This window comes from Tumidithrix elongata BACA0141, assembly GCF_036349135.1.
Lineage (GTDB): Bacteria > Cyanobacteriota > Cyanobacteriia > Pseudanabaenales > Pseudanabaenaceae > Tumidithrix > Tumidithrix elongata.
In genome coordinates, this window is sequence record NZ_JAZBJZ010000120.1 from 1 (window position 1) to 16264 (window position 16264).

15 protein-coding genes, 1 tRNA gene and 1 pseudogene are annotated in these 16264 nt (G+C 45.8%); 8 read left to right on the plus strand and 9 right to left on the minus strand.

Annotated features, from left to right (window positions below):
• The first annotated feature begins 259 nt into the window (after positions 1 to 259).
• From V2H45_RS21125 to hemH, 3 genes are all read left to right on the plus strand, one after another.
• Positions 260 to 1219, plus strand: coding sequence for a DUF362 domain-containing protein (locus tag V2H45_RS21125; protein ID WP_330485668.1), 960 nt, complete (start codon positions 260 to 262; stop codon positions 1217 to 1219).
• Positions 1206 to 1613 (plus strand): response regulator, encoded by a 408-nt coding sequence (locus tag V2H45_RS21130; RefSeq protein WP_330485669.1) that lies wholly within the window; start codon positions 1206 to 1208, stop codon positions 1611 to 1613. The genes V2H45_RS21125 and V2H45_RS21130 overlap by 14 nt, the downstream gene beginning before the upstream one ends.
• Positions 1614 to 1738: 125 nt before the next feature.
• The gene (hemH, locus tag V2H45_RS21135; protein WP_330485670.1) at positions 1739 to 2752 is read left to right on the plus strand and encodes a ferrochelatase; all 1014 of its coding nucleotides are present in this window, start codon (positions 1739 to 1741) and stop codon (positions 2750 to 2752) included.
• Between the two features lie 48 nt (positions 2753 to 2800).
• On the opposite strand, the gene V2H45_RS21140 is transcribed toward hemH, so the two are convergent.
• Positions 2801 to 3109, minus strand: coding sequence for a hypothetical protein (locus V2H45_RS21140; protein ID WP_330485671.1), 309 nt, complete (start codon positions 3107 to 3109; stop codon positions 2801 to 2803).
• Positions 3110 to 3312: 203 nt separating this feature from the next.
• Positions 3313 to 4521, minus strand: coding sequence for a serine hydrolase domain-containing protein (locus tag V2H45_RS21145; RefSeq protein WP_330485672.1), 1209 nt, complete (start codon positions 4519 to 4521; stop codon positions 3313 to 3315).
• Between V2H45_RS21145 and V2H45_RS21150 the strand changes: the two genes are divergently transcribed.
• A complete protein-coding gene (locus V2H45_RS21150) occupies positions 4520 to 4651 on the plus strand; it encodes a hypothetical protein (RefSeq protein WP_330485673.1) in 132 nt (43 codons plus the stop codon). The genes V2H45_RS21145 and V2H45_RS21150 overlap by 2 nt on opposite strands.
• 113 nt (positions 4652 to 4764) lie before the next feature.
• Here the strand turns inward: V2H45_RS21150 and V2H45_RS21155 are convergent.
• The 4 genes and pseudogenes from V2H45_RS21155 to V2H45_RS21170 form a co-directional block, all read right to left on the minus strand.
• Positions 4765 to 5633, minus strand: a pseudogene (locus tag V2H45_RS21155) (IS630 family transposase).
• A 248-nt stretch (positions 5634 to 5881) separates the two neighbouring features.
• Positions 5882 to 5955, minus strand: a tRNA-Met gene (locus tag V2H45_RS21160).
• 70 nt (positions 5956 to 6025) lie between these two features.
• Positions 6026 to 6811, minus strand: coding sequence for a hypothetical protein (locus V2H45_RS21165; RefSeq protein WP_330485674.1), 786 nt, complete (start codon positions 6809 to 6811; stop codon positions 6026 to 6028).
• Entirely contained in the window at positions 6808 to 7683 is an 876-nt protein-coding gene (locus V2H45_RS21170) for an ABC transporter permease (RefSeq protein WP_330485675.1), read from the minus strand. The genes V2H45_RS21165 and V2H45_RS21170 overlap by 4 nt, the downstream gene beginning before the upstream one ends.
• Positions 7684 to 8025: 342 nt before the next feature.
• Here V2H45_RS21170 and V2H45_RS21175 point away from each other — a divergent pair, with 342 nt between their 5' ends.
• Positions 8026 to 8766, plus strand: coding sequence for an SIMPL domain-containing protein (locus V2H45_RS21175; RefSeq protein ID WP_330485676.1), 741 nt, complete (start codon positions 8026 to 8028; stop codon positions 8764 to 8766).
• An 86-nt stretch (positions 8767 to 8852) separates the two neighbouring features.
• On the opposite strand, the gene V2H45_RS21180 is transcribed toward V2H45_RS21175, so the two are convergent.
• Together V2H45_RS21180 and V2H45_RS21185 are read right to left on the minus strand one after the other, a co-directional pair.
• Positions 8853 to 9617, minus strand: coding sequence for a hypothetical protein (locus tag V2H45_RS21180; protein ID WP_330485677.1), 765 nt, complete (start codon positions 9615 to 9617; stop codon positions 8853 to 8855).
• A 137-nt stretch (positions 9618 to 9754) separates the two neighbouring features.
• A complete protein-coding gene (locus V2H45_RS21185; protein WP_330485678.1) occupies positions 9755 to 10981 on the minus strand; it encodes an SUMF1/EgtB/PvdO family nonheme iron enzyme in 1227 nt (408 codons plus the stop codon).
• A 119-nt stretch (positions 10982 to 11100) separates the two neighbouring features.
• Here V2H45_RS21185 and psb32 point away from each other — a divergent pair, with 119 nt between their 5' ends.
• Positions 11101 to 11826, plus strand: coding sequence for a photosystem II repair protein Psb32 (gene psb32 / locus V2H45_RS21190; protein ID WP_330485679.1), 726 nt, complete (start codon positions 11101 to 11103; stop codon positions 11824 to 11826).
• Between the two features lie 128 nt (positions 11827 to 11954).
• On the opposite strand, the gene V2H45_RS21195 is transcribed toward psb32, so the two are convergent.
• Positions 11955 to 13154: a beta-ketoacyl-ACP synthase gene (locus V2H45_RS21195; protein ID WP_330485680.1), complete on the minus strand. Its 1200-nt coding sequence runs from the start codon at positions 13152 to 13154 to the stop codon at positions 11955 to 11957.
• Between the two features lie 38 nt (positions 13155 to 13192).
• On the opposite strand from V2H45_RS21195, the gene V2H45_RS21200 reads away from it, so the two are divergent.
• Positions 13193 to 14773 (plus strand): DNA methyltransferase family protein, encoded by a 1581-nt coding sequence (locus V2H45_RS21200; RefSeq protein WP_330485681.1) that lies wholly within the window; start codon positions 13193 to 13195, stop codon positions 14771 to 14773.
• Between the two features lie 104 nt (positions 14774 to 14877).
• Positions 14878 to 16143 (plus strand): pentapeptide repeat-containing protein, encoded by a 1266-nt coding sequence (locus V2H45_RS21205; protein WP_330485682.1) that lies wholly within the window; start codon positions 14878 to 14880, stop codon positions 16141 to 16143.
• Positions 16144 to 16264 lie beyond the last annotated feature (121 nt).

The following is a 16264-nucleotide window of genomic DNA, read 5'->3' on the forward strand; positions in this document are numbered from 1 at the left end:
CTCTCTTTTTATTTTCGTTTTTCGTCTCTGACTGATTTTTAGAGGTGCCCTTATGCCAGGTCAGCTTAGTAGCTTTGCTTGCTTGTGGTTTCTCCTTAATTTTAATCGATCTGAAGATACACCGAAGACAGTTGTGAATGCGCCTCGCGATCGCTGCTTGATTTTCTCCGATCCACTCGATGAATAAATAGACTAAAGTATATTTTGACTAGCTTCAGCCTTATAGACCCATTTCAATATCTTTTATAGATAGAAGTTGATGAAACCTACTGTCAGTCTGCTCCATACCACCAGCTACGAACGCGAATCCCTCATGACTGCTTTAGAGCAAGTCTTAGCACCACTTGGTGGCATGTCTGCGATTGTAAAAGCAGGCGATCGCGTCTTACTAAAGCCCAATTTGCTCACAGGGGCAAGACCAACAAAAGAATGTACGACTCGACCAGAATTGATCTATTGCGTTGCCAAGCTGGTAAAAGCCGCTGGTGGCAAGCCTTTTTTAGGTGACAGCCCCGCTTTTGGCAGTGCAAAGGGCGTCGCAAGAGCAAATGGACTCTTAGAAATGGTGAAAGAGCTAGATCTGCCGATCGTTGAGTTTCACGGACAACGTTTTGCGACGGGTGGGGAACTAGAGCATTTACGCCTCAGCAAAGAAGCCATGGGTGCAGATGTCGTGATCAATCTGCCTAAGGTAAAATCCCACATGCAACTCACGGTGACGATGGGTGTTAAGAACCTATTCGGCTGCGTTCCTGGCAAGATGAAGGCATGGTGGCATATGGAGGCGGGCAAGGACGTGCATCGGTTTGCGCGCATGTTGATCGAGACTGCCCAAACCATTAACCCGCAGTTAACTATCCTTGATGGCATTATTGGGCATGAGGGCAATGGACCTAGTGCTGGGGAACCGAGGGATCTAGGCGTTTTAGCTGCTTCTCGCGATGTATTTGCTTTAGATCGGGTAATCATTGATATTTTGGGCGTAAATCCTCAAGAAGTCCCGACCGTAGCAGAAGCGATCGCGCTAGGTATATATAAAGATCTCAGTGACGTAGAAGTGGTGGGAGACGCGATCGCCGCTCTAAAAATTCAAGATTGGAAACTACCCACAGAACTCATGCCCATTGATTTTGGGTTGCCGCGTGTGGTGCGATCGACCTTTAAACATTTCTATATTAAATTTATTAAGGAACCGATCAGTGCCTATGCCCGCACCTAGTGCCAAGCCCCTGATCTTAGTTGTAGAGGATGCCCCTGACAATCAAGTTCTGATCGAACAGGTATTTCAGGATTCTGGTTATGCAGTTAACTGCGTACAGGATGGTGTATCGGCTTTGGCATGGCTGGCTGAGCAATTACCCGATCTGATTTTGTTAGATTTGTCATTACCCAAGGTAGATGGCTGGGAGGTGGCGCGTCGGCTTAAAGCTGACCAACGCACGGCGGCAATTCCGATTGTGGCTGTGACTGCCCATGCTATGAAAGGCGATAAAGAAACTGCGATCGCCGCAGGTTGTGATGATTACTTGACAAAACCTCTTGATATCGAACAACTAGAAATTTGCGTTAAACGTTGGTTAGTCGAGCGATCGGATCGCGATCTAGATCGATAAAAGTGCGAATGAATGCACAAAGTTCGTTTAAAAAAAATACTCAGCTGTAAATAAATATTAAGTTATTATTAACTTAGTTATAAACCGTTTTTATTAAAAAATTTATATTTTTAGGAAGTTATGATATGGATGGTCGCGTTGGTGTCTTATTGCTAAATTTAGGGGGACCAGAAAAGCTGGAAGATGTCTATCTTTTCCTCTATAACCTATTTTCCGATCCAGACTTAATCCGCATTCCCCTCCGATTTTTGCAAAAGCCGATCGCGTCTTTGATTGCAGCCAGCCGTGCGCCCATATCACAAGAAAACTATGCCATGATTGGCGGTGGCTCTCCCCTCAGACAAATTACCGAAGAGCAAGCCGAAAATATTGAGAATGTTTTGCAACGCAATGGTTTAAATGCCAAGGTCTATGTCGGTATGCGCTATTGGCATCCCTATACAGAAGAGGCGATCGCGCAAATCAAACGAGATTGCATTACCAAACTCGTGATCTTACCGCTCTATCCCCAGTTTTCGATCAGTACCAGTGGCTCTAGTATCAAAGCGATCGATCAACTCTGGGAAGCCGATCCCGAACTAAAACATATCGAGCGCATCACGATTCGCTCTTGGTACGATCGCCCAGGGTATATCAAAGCCATGATCGACCTGATCAATACCAAGATTCAGTCCTTTGAGGAACCCGATCTCGTTCATATCTTTTTTAGCGCCCACGGTGTACCTGTGAAATATGTCACGGAGTATGGCGATCCCTATCAAGTTGAAATGGAGAACTGTGTCGATCTACTGATGCAGGCAATTCGGCGCGATCACCATCGCTATAATGCCCATACCCTTGCCTATCAAAGTCGCGTTGGTCCTGTAGAGTGGTTAAAGCCTTATACGGAACAAGCGATCGGACAGTTAGCCAAGCGTGGCATCAAAAATCTATTGGTCGTTCCCATTAGCTTTGTCTCCGAACATATCGAAACCCTGCAAGAAATCGACATCGAGTATCGCGAAGTCGCTGAGTCCGTCGGCATTCATAATTTCGATCGCGTCCCCGCACTCAATAGCCATCCCATATTTATCAATGACTTGGCGGAGTTAGTCCTTGAGTCCTTGGGAAATGTAGAAGCACCCGTAGTACCTGTCTAAATTCAATATCTCTAATTCACCAACCCGTTGTGAGTTTCCATGCTGTCATCACAGGTGAGGTAATCTTTTTGCATCATCAGATTTGTTAGTGAATGGTATCAATGGCAAGCCGAGTTGCTGATAGGCATAAGCACGCCGAAGAAAGTGGGTAGATGAGTAATGGAAACCAGTAAGCTCTCCTCTGTAAATCAAATTATCAGGAAGTTTTTCTGGCTCAATATGCTCAGGCAAACCTCTACTCCGAAGAAACTCATTGAGTTGATCGAATCTCTCTTTGATTTCTTCGATTTCTTCAGGCTCAGTCTCATCATCATACAGTCGATTAGCAAGATCAAAAACTCTTATTTCAAGACCCATTTGAACCTTCCCATTTGGATTACATACATTTGTCTACCTATTTCCATGAGCATATTGTACCGCAGGTTTTCGTCATGTCGGCACAGGGTCAACTCTCCCCTCTATTGCTAGATTACTAGTTCGCGACGGATGGCTATAAAAGCGCATCGTTCTATCAAAAGCAGTAAGTTGACTCAATAATAACGTAGCAAAAACTGCATTCATCAGTCTAAAAGGCTGACCGATGACACGATATCTTCAAATAGCACATTTACGATATGGACGATCTCCCTCGATTCATAGTCTCCCGCCGTGGTTGCGATCGCTAAGTCCAAGTCAGGTACGATAAAAAGTCGCTGCCCTCCGTTCCCAAAACCAGCACTCCATCTCAAGGACTTTCCATGCCAGTTGACGTTACCGCCCCACCATTGATAGCTATACTTCAGGTCATCTGAGGCAGTGGGAGGACTTTTGAATCCAGTTGAGATTTGTGGACTTAACGACGCGGCGACCCAAGCTTCTGGAACCACTTGCCGATCGCGCCATCGTCCGCGATCGAGCATCATCCGACCAATTTTAACCAGATCGCGAGGACGCATCCGCAAACCTGTAAAGGCAAGTTCTCGACCGTGAAGATTTGATACCCATTCCCAATCCGCAATCTCAAGTGGATTGAACAATTCAGCTTTGACCAGTTCCTTTAAGGATTTGCCACTTGTGCGAGTCAAAATATCAGACAATACCATTGTCCCGCCCGAATTGTAATTAAATACCTGACTGGGTTTTGCAATTACTGAATGATTAAAAAGATAACGTGATGGCGTTGCCTCCCAAAAGAGTCGCGTTTCATCGTTAGGTAATGCTCCCTCGTTCCATTGTAAGCCACTACTCATCGTTAGCAAGTGTTCTAGGGTAACGGCATCCTTTTCTGGCGATCGCAAGTCCGAATTTTCGGGATAGAACTGAAGTATGGGCGTTGAGAGAGAACCAATTCTACCTTTCTGTTGGGCAATACCGACTAGTAAACCAACGATGCTTTTGCTAATCGATCGCATATCGTGCAAGGTGGTCGGACTAAACTGGGTACGGGTAGAAAAAGGACGCCAAAGCCCAAATAATATGTTGATAGAACGATCTTTTCCCTGCCGATAAAACTCTGCAACTAAACGCCCGTGACGCTCCACAATCACACTATGAATATTCGCCCGACCCGAACCCGCCTTTGTGAGGATTTGGCACAGTGCTGGAGCGTCAAATCCCGATAACTCTGGAGTTGAGACGTTCCAGCCATCTCCGATATTTTTAGGTTGTGTACAGATGGCTTCCGCTGGTGGAACAGGCATGATTTCAAACAAAATCTGTGTAAGGAATAGCCCTAAGAGAAACGCCAAAACAATTCGCGAAATGCGCGATTTCACAGAGAAAAGTTTCATGATGCCATCACTGGTTTACTTTCAAGCTTCTCATGTTAACGCTCAGAACCTTGACTATTCCTCTAGTCTACGTCTTATTCGTAACAAGTTTTGCAGTGCGATCGCCGATCTTGTAAGTTTGGTTGATTAAGGAAACCAAACAGCAACTCACCACTCTCAATTGCTATGCCATTTTCCCAACGCTTTTATCGAAATTTGTTCTTGTTTGTAGCGATCGCTATAGCAGAGCAATCGCCACAACTGTCAGGACTCCATCTTTAAGATATTTTCCATGGCATCACGTAAAGAATCAAACTCACCGAGACAGTGACGAATGCGACTTTTGAGCCACGACCAGCATTTCTCAATCTTATTCAAGTCAGGAGAATAAGGAGGCAAATACAACACCTTGCAACCCGCCTGCTCGATTAACTGTTCAATCCGCCCACCTTTGTGAAAAGTGGCATTGTCAATGACCAACCGTTGCCCGATTACCAGAGTGGAAATCAAGCAGGTTTCAATCCAAGTTTCAAAGATGGTTCGATTACAAGCGCCTTCAATAGTAAAAGGAGCGATTAACTGATGATTGCAATAAGTGGCAATCCTATTGACTTGTCCTTCTCGCCTCCCTGATTTGAGGGCATGAAACCTTTCCCCTTGCTTATTCCAACCATAGGCATAATCATCTCGGTTATCTATGCCTGCTTCGTCTGCATAAACGATGTTGTTAGGGGCTATAGGGGCACTCCAAAAATGCTTGACGTTTTGTTTCATCCCGTTCTTGGTATCCATAAGTTTTTTTTACGGGTAAACCCTATTTTTCGCAAAGCACGCGAAATTGTGCGGGCACTGATTTCACCTTCCCATAATTCAGCCATCTGCTCTTGGGTCTTATCGCCATGTTTACTTGCAAATTCGCGAAACTTATCCTAGTCCGTGATTCTGTGATTATTTCCTGGTGGTTTATTCGGTTTGGGCTTGATGTCCCCTGTTTCGGCTTTACGTTTGAGCCATAGGTCTATGGTGTTGCGTCCGATATTAAAGATTTCACTCACCTCGCACTTTTTGCGTCCGTCTAGTTTGATCGCATCAATGACTTTTTGGCGAAAGTCGTTGATGTAGGGTTTCGGCATGAGTTCTGTCTGAGTCGCTAGTTGAGTTAATCTCTAGTCTACGTCTTAAGGATCTTGGCGATTGCTATAATTGCCTCAATTCTAATGTCAATAACAATAACCTCATATCTAGGCTTTGACTAGCTAGCCTTCATAATGAGAATTGCTGTATTGGGACAAACCACCAGAAAGGCGTTAAACAATCACGACAAAGCCAAAAAACGGTCACTATTTCGGTCACCGTCGATATTGAAAGTTTCTGGAACCTATAGCAGCACCGTGATTTGAACACGGGACCTACGGATTATGAGACCGTCGCTCTAACCAACTGAGCTATGCTGCCTAACAGCTATAAATCTATCATAGCCAAGGTTTTAAATCTTATCATAAACATACAACTCTATAGAAAATTTCTAGATAGGGTTTTCGGCGCGATCGCTTCCAGAAAGCATCCCATTACCAGTAACCAGCAACTCACGCTCGACAGGAGGGCTTGCTGCCTTACTAGTCCGTCTGGGTCTGCGTTTGGGTAAAATGGTTTCGATCGCCTGATCTTCACCGAGCAAATAGGTGGCTACCTTGTCTGGAAGGCAGAGATTGCGGGCTAAAAGCGATCGCGCTGAGCCTTTACCTTGATAAATTTCCAGCAGTTTATGCTTGATTAAGGGGGCTTTGGGCATTAGCGTATTTCTGGCAACTCGCCACTCGGCATCGGAGTGACAAAATAGGCGTAACGCTAAATCTACAGTGGGTTGGCTGCAGTTTTCTTCGTCGTTGTTTAGAACGGCGTAGAGCTTTTCGTAGCGGCGGCTGATCTCAGGCGCGAGGCAGAGTACCAGCAAATCGCGCTCAAACTTGCTGAGATCTAAATGCTTGCATAGGGTAGGAATGCCTAAAGGAATGCCTTGGTCAAAGCTTTTGGCAAGGCGATCGCCATAACGCCCCAGAGCATGGGGCATTTGCAAGGAAAGATCCTGCTTAACCTGCCTGCCGCCCAAGGTAGGATCGAGATTAATAAACCCTTTCCACCAATGGCTGGTTGCCTTGTCCGTTGCCGATCGCGCCACGCGATCGATCTCTTGCCCCGTAATTCGTTGCTTGGCGATCGCGCGCATCAGTACCCGATCTAACCAAGCCAATTCAGCTTTTAGATAGGCCCAGTTATCTGTAAAAGCACTTACCCCTACTTCCACATTCATGCTACGCCTCGACGCAAGATCCCCCGAATTGCTAAGCCGACCGCGATCGCAAAGGCGGTTAATTCCAGTAAAGAGCCTAGTAAGGTAACATTTCCCCAAGGGGCAGTCAAAATTACACTATCCCAAGCCCAACTGCTATGGCTGTAAACATAGCGAATCGGCTCGATCGCAAACGAGAGCGGATTTAAACTCGCTACCCATTGCAACCAAGTGGGCATAAATGCCAAGGGAGCTAAAGCGGTGCTAGAAAAAATCAGCGGTAGATTCACTAAAAAGATAAATGCCAGCAGCTCTTGGTGACCCGGCATGGCAAAGGCTAACCCCAAGCTCAACATGGTAAAGCCCACCACAAGCAAAATAATTGCCAATGACATTACGCCCAAGCCTGCGAGGGTTGGTAGCCCTGCGCCCATAAAGTTGCTAACCGCGACGATCGCTATGGTCTGAACCACGCTGAGAGAAATAATAAAGATGGCAGAGGCAAACACAATGGAATAGCGGGATGCCAAAGGTGCAACCAAGATGCGGTTTAGGAAACCAAACTCGCGATCAAATAGCAGCGGTAAGCCAGAGTTAAGTGCACCACTAAATGCCGTAAACACAATAATTCCAGCGGCTAAAAACTGGATGTAGGTTTGTCCCTCGCCAAACATGCCTTCGGGGGCATAGCGAAACAACGCCCCAAATAAAGCCAACCACATCAGCGGCTGCAACACGCCTGCAATTAGGGTTGTAGGGCGGCGGCGCAGTTGAATAAACCAACGTTTAGTCAGGGCAAGGGTTTCTTGACGAAACTCAGCAGAAAAAAATCCTGGGTTGTCCGTGTAAGTCGTTTCGGGTAAATCGGTCACAACAGGTGAGGTTTGAGTCATGACTGCTAAATTCCTATCCAAATCCATTATGGTGAAGCTATCTAATATAGTCTAACCCTAGTGAAAGCGAATTCTAGAGATAGTAATGGTTGAAATTCTCAGGATGGCAAATTGAGTAAATTGAATTTTATATAGGATCTGTTGCTCTGGACTACAGCGCGTCATTCCGAAGAATTTATTAGGCTATTCAGGTTGAGATCCTAAGTGCAGGAACCTAAGTTCAGGAACCTAAGTTCAGGAACCTAAAAAATTTCTGTTGCTATATTAGTAACCAAGCTTGCCACTGAGCTAACCTGCGTTAATCTACAAATTGTTAAAGGATTTAGGAACATATTAAACATCATGTCTAAAATCAGCCTTTCTAGGACTATCAAAGCATTACAAGCCACAACACTGCTCTCCACGGTATTTATTCTGGCTACGCCGATCGCGACATTTATTCCCTCAGTCTCAGCTCAAGAAGTCAAACAAAGTCGCGTGTTAACTGTGACAGGACAGGGCGAACGCTATGTGCCTACCACCACAGCAAGAGTGCAGGTTGCGGTAGCCGTAGAAGGCAAAACCGCTGAAGAAGTCCAAGCAGAAATTGCCCGAAAAACCAATCGCGTGATCGCGACGCTCAAAGAACTTCAAGTTGACAAGCTACAAACTACAGGCATTAGCCTGAGTCCCAAGTATGTCTATGAGAATAATCGTCAGCGGCAGGATGGATTTACTGGGCAGAATAGTATTAGCTTTGTGACATCCATTGAACGTTCGGGTGCGACGCTTGATGCGATCGTGGCGGCAGGGGCAAATCGTATCGACCAAATTAGTTTTCTTGCACCAGATGAGGCAGTGAGAGTCGCGCGTAATGGGGCGCTTCAGGATGCAGTTAAGGACGCTCAAGCTCAGGCGGATGCAGTTCTAAGTTCGCTAAATCTCAAAGCCCAATCGATCCGTACGATTCAGATTGGTAACGCGCAATCCTATACTCCTCAAGTATTTAAGCAAGCTCTTTCTACCGCAGACAACAACGCTACTTCGGTTGTGGGCGGAGTGCAAAATGTCCAAGCTTCAGTGACTTTAGAAATTACTTATTAACGGGGTTTGACTCAATTCGGTTTTGCTCGCTGACCATTGCTTACCCTTCAATTTAGCCTTCGCTTACCCCACGATCTTTTATAAAATTAGCGTTTTGCAAAGATTTTACGGGTGCGAAAGCTGACATTGGAACCTTCGTTCGTTTGTTCGATCACCAATAGAGGCGTGGGTTTTGCTTTTTGATCCCAACTGATTAAGGCAAGTTTGCCTTGGATTGTGGGTTGCCAATTCCTCGTACTTTCGGTGGCAATCATAAAGTTCTCTAGGGCGATCGCAATATCATTGATGCTGCTTTGAGCGCTTTGGGTTGGCAGTTTTGCCAGCTTGATTTGGATGCGAAATAACACTCTTGCTTGGGAATTGTCGTGGTGATCGGGCATGTAATGGACATCAAACGTCACATCAACCTTGCGACTGCCTACTCTATCTCTCTCTTTGTGCTTAAGGGGCATGATTATAGGCACTACTCTCTGACGAAGATAGAGTTTGATCTGAGCCATGATCGTGTCTCGAAATTCTTCTTCATCCATACGCATACTCAAGTAATCGAGATTAAACTCTCTGGAATGGATGAGGTCGGGATTGCGTTCTTGTTCGGAGAGAGTGTGGAGCGCAAATTTGAGTTTGCGAACGAGTTCGCTGTTTTTTAGCTTTTCTAGCTTCCGTTGCTCGTCAACGTGACGAAATTTAAAGTAGCCGAATATACTGGCACCGATCGCTCCAAACAGAAGAATCACTAGTAACGATACGCCTGTAGGCGTTTGCAGCGATCGCATCAGATCTGTCAAATTCCCTATTTGCCCCATCGGTTGATTGGGGTTCACTGCAATAACTTCTTGTTTTTTTAACATAAGCGCCTTAAAAATGACAAAACAGGGGATATGCTCCCTGTTTAATTTGGCTCGGCATATGTCTGCCGTATCTAAGAACTTAGTATTCCCCCACTAAAAAAATTGATAGCATTTCGCTCAGGGTTGCGTCATACGCACTAGGAGAGATTTTGCACGCATCGCAAGCCTGCAAAGATTTGGCGAACATGAGGATGATACCAATTGCGAAAGGTCGGACGTAATGCCCAAGGTTGTGTAGCCCAACTGCCCCCTCTGAGTACAAAATGCCGATCGTCAAAATAGGCGCTAGAGTAACCTGCATAGGGAAAGGGCATAAAGTGGGGATATGGGTAAAACAGGGTAGAAGTCCATTCCCAGACATTGCCGAGCATGGGGTAGTCACGCTCTGCATTCAAATTCAAATAGACCGTAGCTTTTTCCCACTCCGCTTCGGTTGGCAAGCGTTTTCCGACAGATCTGGCATAGGCATCCGCTTCATACCAGCTAATGCCACAAACTGGGTCAGAATCGCCACTGTCTTGCCAAGCATTCCAATAGAGAGGATGGGCAATCTTTTCGCCTTGCACCAGACTTGTTTGTAACCACTGCCAACCTGCCTCTGACCACCATTGTGACTGTTGATAACCTCCAGATTGGATGAATTCCCCATATTGAGCGCGGGTGATGGGATAGCGATCGATCGAATATGTATCCAGATAAACGGAATGGGGCGGAGATTCATTATCTAAGGCAGCTAATCCCCCGTAGCCCTGCTGAAAGGAACCTGCGGGAATCTCGATCGCGTCATTTAGGTTGGGAATATCTTGATTGCAGAATGAAGAATTCCTGAATCTCAATTTTGGGAATCGTGGCTTTTCTGTTAATAAATTTGGGGCTGATAATTGGGCTGATAAATTGTGAAGATGTAAAACTATCGTAATCGTTTCGGCATGTTGGCTTTCGTGTTGGAGCAACCAGTACCAGAGTCGCTGTTGTTGCTGAAATTGTTCGGGTGAAACGTCTTCTAAATAGCGAAAAACGCGATCGCGCACGCAGTTGAGATAATCGCAAATCTGTTCAAACGTGGGCAAATTATCTCGTTCCACTTTAGGAAGACCATCAGCGGCAAACAAACGCAGATAGTGAGGTGGCTCAATAGCTGGTAACCCTGCGGTACGATGGAGAAGCCAAACGGACTCGGTAAAGCCTATATGTCCTAGATGCCAGCCGATCGGACTAAAATCAGAATGTGCTTGCCGACAGAATGTGGTGCGATCGATGCCCTCAAATAACGACAGGGTGGCTTGGCGACATTGCTGATACCATTGCTTAACCTGTGACTTGGTAAGTTGTCCAGACGGGGAGTAACTCTGAGATGTAAGCATGCATCCAAGCTTTGTTAGGGGTGTTACGAGGTTTTGTTACGGGATATATCGATCGCTATCCTGTGGTTGCTAGAATGTCATCTTAAAACAATGCCGAGTATGTCGTCGAGAGTTTAGAAATGTTAAAGCATCTCACACAACTAACCAAACAAGCGATCGAACGCCTGATCCTCGTCGGTTTAGTTCTATTTGCTACCTGTCATGTGTTTGCAGGGGCTGCGATCGCGCTTGAAGTCTATGACATCCCAAGTTTAGCGGAGATTGAGACCAAGAACGGTCAAACTTGGGTGATCGATGGTGCAGGCGTGTTGAGTGCCAGCACTGAGGCGGCTGCGACTAACCAGCTTAAAGATTTGGCAAAAGATACAGGACTGCAAGTCAGGTTTGTAACCGTAGATCGCATTGATTTTGGTCAACCTGTGGCGCAGTTTACAACAGAGTTGTTTGACAAGTGGTTTCCTACGGCTGCCGATAAAGCCAACCAAGCCCTACTCCTGATTGCCACAGAGGATCATCGGACGGCTTTTCAAATCGGAGATAAGGTTAAAACCCTACTAAACGAAGAGCAAGCTAAGAGTGTGGCACTGGAAACCATGTTCGTTCCCACTCAAAAGGCAAACTATAACCAAGCTGTCGCCGATGGAACCAATCGTCTCGCTCTCATTCTCGCGGGTAAGCCCGATCCAGGACCTCCTGCGATCGTTGAGGAAAAAGGCGAAACCAGTAATTATACTAAAGCTGAAGACACTGATATTGGTGGCTCTACCGTGCTTGTGATCGTTCTCTTAATTGCCGCTACGATCATCCCTATGGTTACCTATTACTGGTTCCAAAACCAGTCGTAAGTGGGCTATTCTCTTTAATTCTTCTCCCAAAGAAGAGTGACCTCATTTAGCCGCACATCCCCAATTAACCCCAAAACGTTCGACTACGCTCAGCCAACGTTTTGGGGATATTTTTTTAAGAAATTTCCTTAAGATCTGCCAAACGCTACAACGGCATTTTGACCGCCAAAGCCAAAACTAAAACTTAAAGTGGTTTCTAGCGGCGATTCTTTGGGTGATGCGATTAAATTCAAATCAAAGGCAGGAGTTTGTAGTCCCACACAAGGGGGTAACAAGCGATCGCGCAATGCCAACAGGCAAAACGCAGCCTCCATCATCCCTGTTGCCCCTAGGGCATGACCCGTTGCGCCTTTTGTGCCGCTGACGTAGGTTGAATCGGAGAATATACGTCCGATCAGTTCGGCTTCATGGGCATCATTGAGTTTTGTCGCCGTACCATGGGCATTGATATAGCCAACATCTTGAGGAGAGAGCCCCGCCCTTTGTAGACAGGACTGCACGGCTTGCGTTGCTGCTTGGTAATCGTCACTGGGGCTGGTGGGATGACAAGCATCATTGGTAAGACCAAAGCCTAAAATTTGCCCGTAGCAATGCCTAGATCCTCTCTTGAGCGCAGATTCGCTAGATTCCAGTACCAGTGCAGCCGCTCCTTCCCCTAAAACCAGTCCTTCTCGCTCGATACTAAAGGGATAGGCTCCCGTTTTGGCTAACACGCCCAATTGCTGAAATCCTGCAATACTTAGCTCCGTAATTGCGGCATCGGTAGTGCCCGCGATCGCCATGTCACATTGCCCCGTTTGAATCAGTTCGTAAGCCTGCGCGATCGCCCAGTTAGCCGTGGCACAAGCTGCCATGGGAGCCAGCACAGCCGACTCCGTTTTTAGGTCAGAGGCGATCGCGGCGGAAATCGCGCTAGGTAATAGGTTCAGGAACGAATCCCAAGGTGGCGGCTCGCCTTGCCAATTTCCCTTGAGAAATTGATTAAATTGCTCTAACTCTCGTTGACAGCCTCGACTGGAACCGATCGCAACGCCACAATTGGGTAATGGCAAATCCAGACCCGCATCGGCGATCGCTTCTTTAACCGCTTGCCGCATAAACCTCTGGGCTCTTGGCTCTGCTGAAATTTTGCGATCTACCCAAGCCGCAGGAATTTCTAAACAGCCTGACTGTTCGCGCTTAGAATTTGTTCGAGCGCGGATTCGATCGGGAATTGGCGATCGCTCGATTCCCGACTTACCTTGTAGCAAGTTTTCCCAAGTTGTGGCTTTATCTTGCCCAATTGCTGTAACAAGACCAATACCTGTAACAATTACTTTACGACTCAACTTCCCAACCCATATCTACTTTGCGTTCTAATTCGCCTTTGAGCAATCCAGAAAATCAAACCGAACCCCAAACTGAAAACCAACTCGTTGGAGCGGTTTTCACCCCATTCAAATGGGCAACATGGGTGCTAGAGAAGTATGCCATTCTCGATCGCTGGTTAGAAGGAGCAACGATTTTTGACCCCACCGCAGGGGAGGGCATCTTTTTAGAATGCTTAATTAATTTAGCAGTTTCTCAAGGTATTTCGATCTCAAGTACCATGCTCGATCGGCTCTATGCGAATGAAAAGAATGCGGAATTTATCGAGAGCTTCTTATCTCGGATGCGATCGCAATATGACATCAATTTCCCCCTATCTAACTTTTTTAATCGGGATATTCTGTTTTTCGATCGCGCCTTAACCGTTGATATTGTCGTGGGCAACCCGCCTTGGCAAAACTTCGCCAATCTCCCCACCGCATATAAGGAATTAATTAAGCCACTTTTTCATGAATATGGGTTGGTTCATAATCCCAAGGATCTGTTGCTAGGTAGTAGCAGAATCGATCTGTCGAGCTTGATTATCATCAAAACCCTACAACATCACCTGCGAATAAATGGATTAGCCTATTTCTTTATGCCCTTGTCCGTTTTCTTGAATGATGGAGCAGGTCAGGGTTTTCGAGCCTATGGCAATAAGAATTTACGCTTTGAAGTGCGGGAAATCTATGACTTTAAAGATGATTTTAAATATGAAGCAATTTTTGAAAAGATTCGGACGAGATATGGCTTGGTTTGTTTTCAACGCGATCGCCAACAGACTTTCCCAATCCCATATTTTCAGTTAAGCAATTCGGGCAAAAATTCACAGAATCCAGCCTTTGAATGGCAGAAATGCTATGCGCGATCGCTATTCAAATCCGATGCCCCATTAAGCATTTCTAGCAATCTACAAGAACTGCAGGAGTTAGAAAATCTACATAAAATCCCTGTCGATCGCACGAGCAAACCACGACAAGGCATCAATTCCTGCGGTGCAAAAGATCTGTTTGTATTTGAGGATTGCCAAAATATCAGCGAGACATTGGTTCGAGTCAGCAATCGGCAGTTTCAAAATTTAATTTTGCCCAGTCAGTTTCTGTTTCCCTTAGTGGCAAAAGCGAACTTCGATCAAGCCCAACCAATTCCGCAGCGATATATTCTGATTCCATACGATATTACGAACGGTAAGCCCCTCAGTCACGCTCAATTAGAACACCATCCTCAGCTTTGGCAATATCTTTTAGCCCATCAAACCGCATTGCAAAATCGCAAGGGAACTTTAATTCAAAATTGGATTAAAAAGGGATATTGGTATGCACTTTTGGGTGTGGGAATTTATACATTTATGCCCTACAAGGTCTGTTGGCAAGCCTACGGACAAAAGCAGTTTAAAGCGCAATTGTTTGAAGGGCATTGGCAGGGAAATCAAGCTTTGCACGCCTATATGCCCATGCCAGAGCGATCGCTTGGCGAACACTTGGTTCAACAACTCAATGCTCCGATTGTCGAGCGCTATCTGCGCAGCCAACAAATGGAAGGAACCTGCAACTGGGCACAGCCGGGGAGAATTTTACAGTTATTAGAGTTAGTGGATTGAACTAGGAAAACTTCGGTAGCACGACGAATCTTTGATTTCATCAGGATTGATGCCACGTCATGTAATTTAGTTTAATGGGGGGCATGCGAGAATTGTTAAACTAAATGGCGACTTATGAGCGTGACACCTTAATGTCTATATTTTCTCTGCTCCCATCTCTAAAAAAGGCTAATTTAAAAATATCTACGACCCATGAGCCGTCGCCTAAGCAAAGACGCTTGTTAGGGAACTGGATCTGGATTGTTGTTATTGTGGTTGTTATTGTTGCTGGACGCTTTCTTCTTTTTGAGGTTGATGGTAACCCTTTTCAGCTACCCATGAAGGCGTATGATTGGACTGGTTTTGGCGAAAGCTACGATCGAGATGTTTTAACAGTGACAGAAACGGCAACTGAAATCCCCAGCAACAAGCAAACGACAAAGACGACAAAGACGACAGAACGGCTACAATCATCAAAGACGCTTTGGGATTGGATGAGTTTGTTATTGGCTCCTGCTACGTTAGCTAGTTTAGGCTTCCTGTTTCAATCCTCACAGGAAAAAGCAAAACGAGATAAAGAGGAGTCAGATAAAAGGCGCGATGTAGATCAACAACGGGAACAAGCGTTGCAATCTTACTTCGATCAGTTGTCAGTACTTCTGGTGGATAAACAATTAAAAAAGCTTTTGCCCGATGTAAATAAAAAATCGAAGAACGAAGAATCTAATGCAGTAACTGAGGCGATCGCAGTGGGTGACATGAAAAAGATTGATGCTGATGCTGCCTTGGATGTTGTGAAAGCTAAAACGATGTCGCTGCTCCGAGCGTTCGACCAAGATATGCCGCGTAAAGCCAGTGTTCTATCCTTTTTGGGCGATTCGGGGCTTTTAATTCACTTAGATTTAGATCTCTCATTTTCTCGTTGGGAAAAGGCTAACCTCCGCCGTGCTGACCTCCGTCGTGCCAACCTCATCGATGCCAACCTCATCGATGCCGACCTCAGCTTCGCCAAACTGATTGGAGCCAACCTCATCGATGCCGACCTCAGCTTTGCCAAACTGATTGGAGCCAACCTCAACAATGCCGACCTCAGCGGAACCAATCTCAACGGAGCTAATCTTGGGGTTGCCAATCTCAGTAGTGCCAATCTCAGCAGTGCCAATCTCAATGGGGTCAAACTCAGCTTTGCCAAACTGATTGGAGCGAACCTCAGTAATGCCGACCTCAGCAATGCCAATCTTAGCAATGCCGACCTTAGCAATGCCGATCTCAGCGGAGCTAACCTCTCCAACTGTACAAAACTAGATATTCACCAAATTAAATCAGCGAAGGGATTGGAATCTGCCATATTCTCTGCTGACTTCCGAGCCGAACTTGATAAATTTATCTGACAAAAAAATAGTGGCTAAGGTTACCTTTTGTGTATCAGTGGCTGCATGCATTCAGAACTTGGATTCTATAGAACCGATTTGACATCTTTTATAATGGTGAATAAAGACCCTACATTCCTCT

Excerpts from the sequence above, each read along its gene's own strand:
- V2H45_RS21145 (WP_330485672.1), bottom strand. The coding sequence starts at position 4,521 with ATGAAACTTTTCTCTGTGAAATCGCGCATTTCGCGAATTGTTTTGGCG.
- V2H45_RS21170 (WP_330485675.1), bottom strand. The coding sequence starts at position 7,683 with ATGACTCAAACCTCACCTGTTGTGACCGATTTACCCGAAACGACTTAC.
- V2H45_RS21130 (WP_330485669.1), top strand. The coding sequence starts at position 1,206 with ATGCCCGCACCTAGTGCCAAGCCCCTGATCTTAGTTGTAGAGGATGCC.
- V2H45_RS21185 (WP_330485678.1), bottom strand. The coding sequence starts at position 10,981 with ATGCTTACATCTCAGAGTTACTCCCCGTCTGGACAACTTACCAAGTCA.
- V2H45_RS21205 (WP_330485682.1), top strand. The coding sequence starts at position 14,878 with ATGGCGACTTATGAGCGTGACACCTTAATGTCTATATTTTCTCTGCTC.
- hemH (WP_330485670.1), top strand. The coding sequence starts at position 1,739 with ATGGATGGTCGCGTTGGTGTCTTATTGCTAAATTTAGGGGGACCAGAA.
- V2H45_RS21165 (WP_330485674.1), bottom strand. The coding sequence starts at position 6,811 with ATGAATGTGGAAGTAGGGGTAAGTGCTTTTACAGATAACTGGGCCTAT.
- V2H45_RS21125 (WP_330485668.1), top strand. The coding sequence starts at position 260 with ATGAAACCTACTGTCAGTCTGCTCCATACCACCAGCTACGAACGCGAA.
- V2H45_RS21175 (WP_330485676.1), top strand. The coding sequence starts at position 8,026 with ATGTCTAAAATCAGCCTTTCTAGGACTATCAAAGCATTACAAGCCACA.
- V2H45_RS21150 (WP_330485673.1), top strand. The coding sequence starts at position 4,520 with ATGATGCCATCACTGGTTTACTTTCAAGCTTCTCATGTTAACGCTCAG.
- V2H45_RS21140 (WP_330485671.1), bottom strand. The coding sequence starts at position 3,109 with ATGGGTCTTGAAATAAGAGTTTTTGATCTTGCTAATCGACTGTATGAT.
- V2H45_RS21180 (WP_330485677.1), bottom strand. The coding sequence starts at position 9,617 with ATGTTAAAAAAACAAGAAGTTATTGCAGTGAACCCCAATCAACCGATG.
- psb32 (WP_330485679.1), top strand. The coding sequence starts at position 11,101 with ATGTTAAAGCATCTCACACAACTAACCAAACAAGCGATCGAACGCCTG.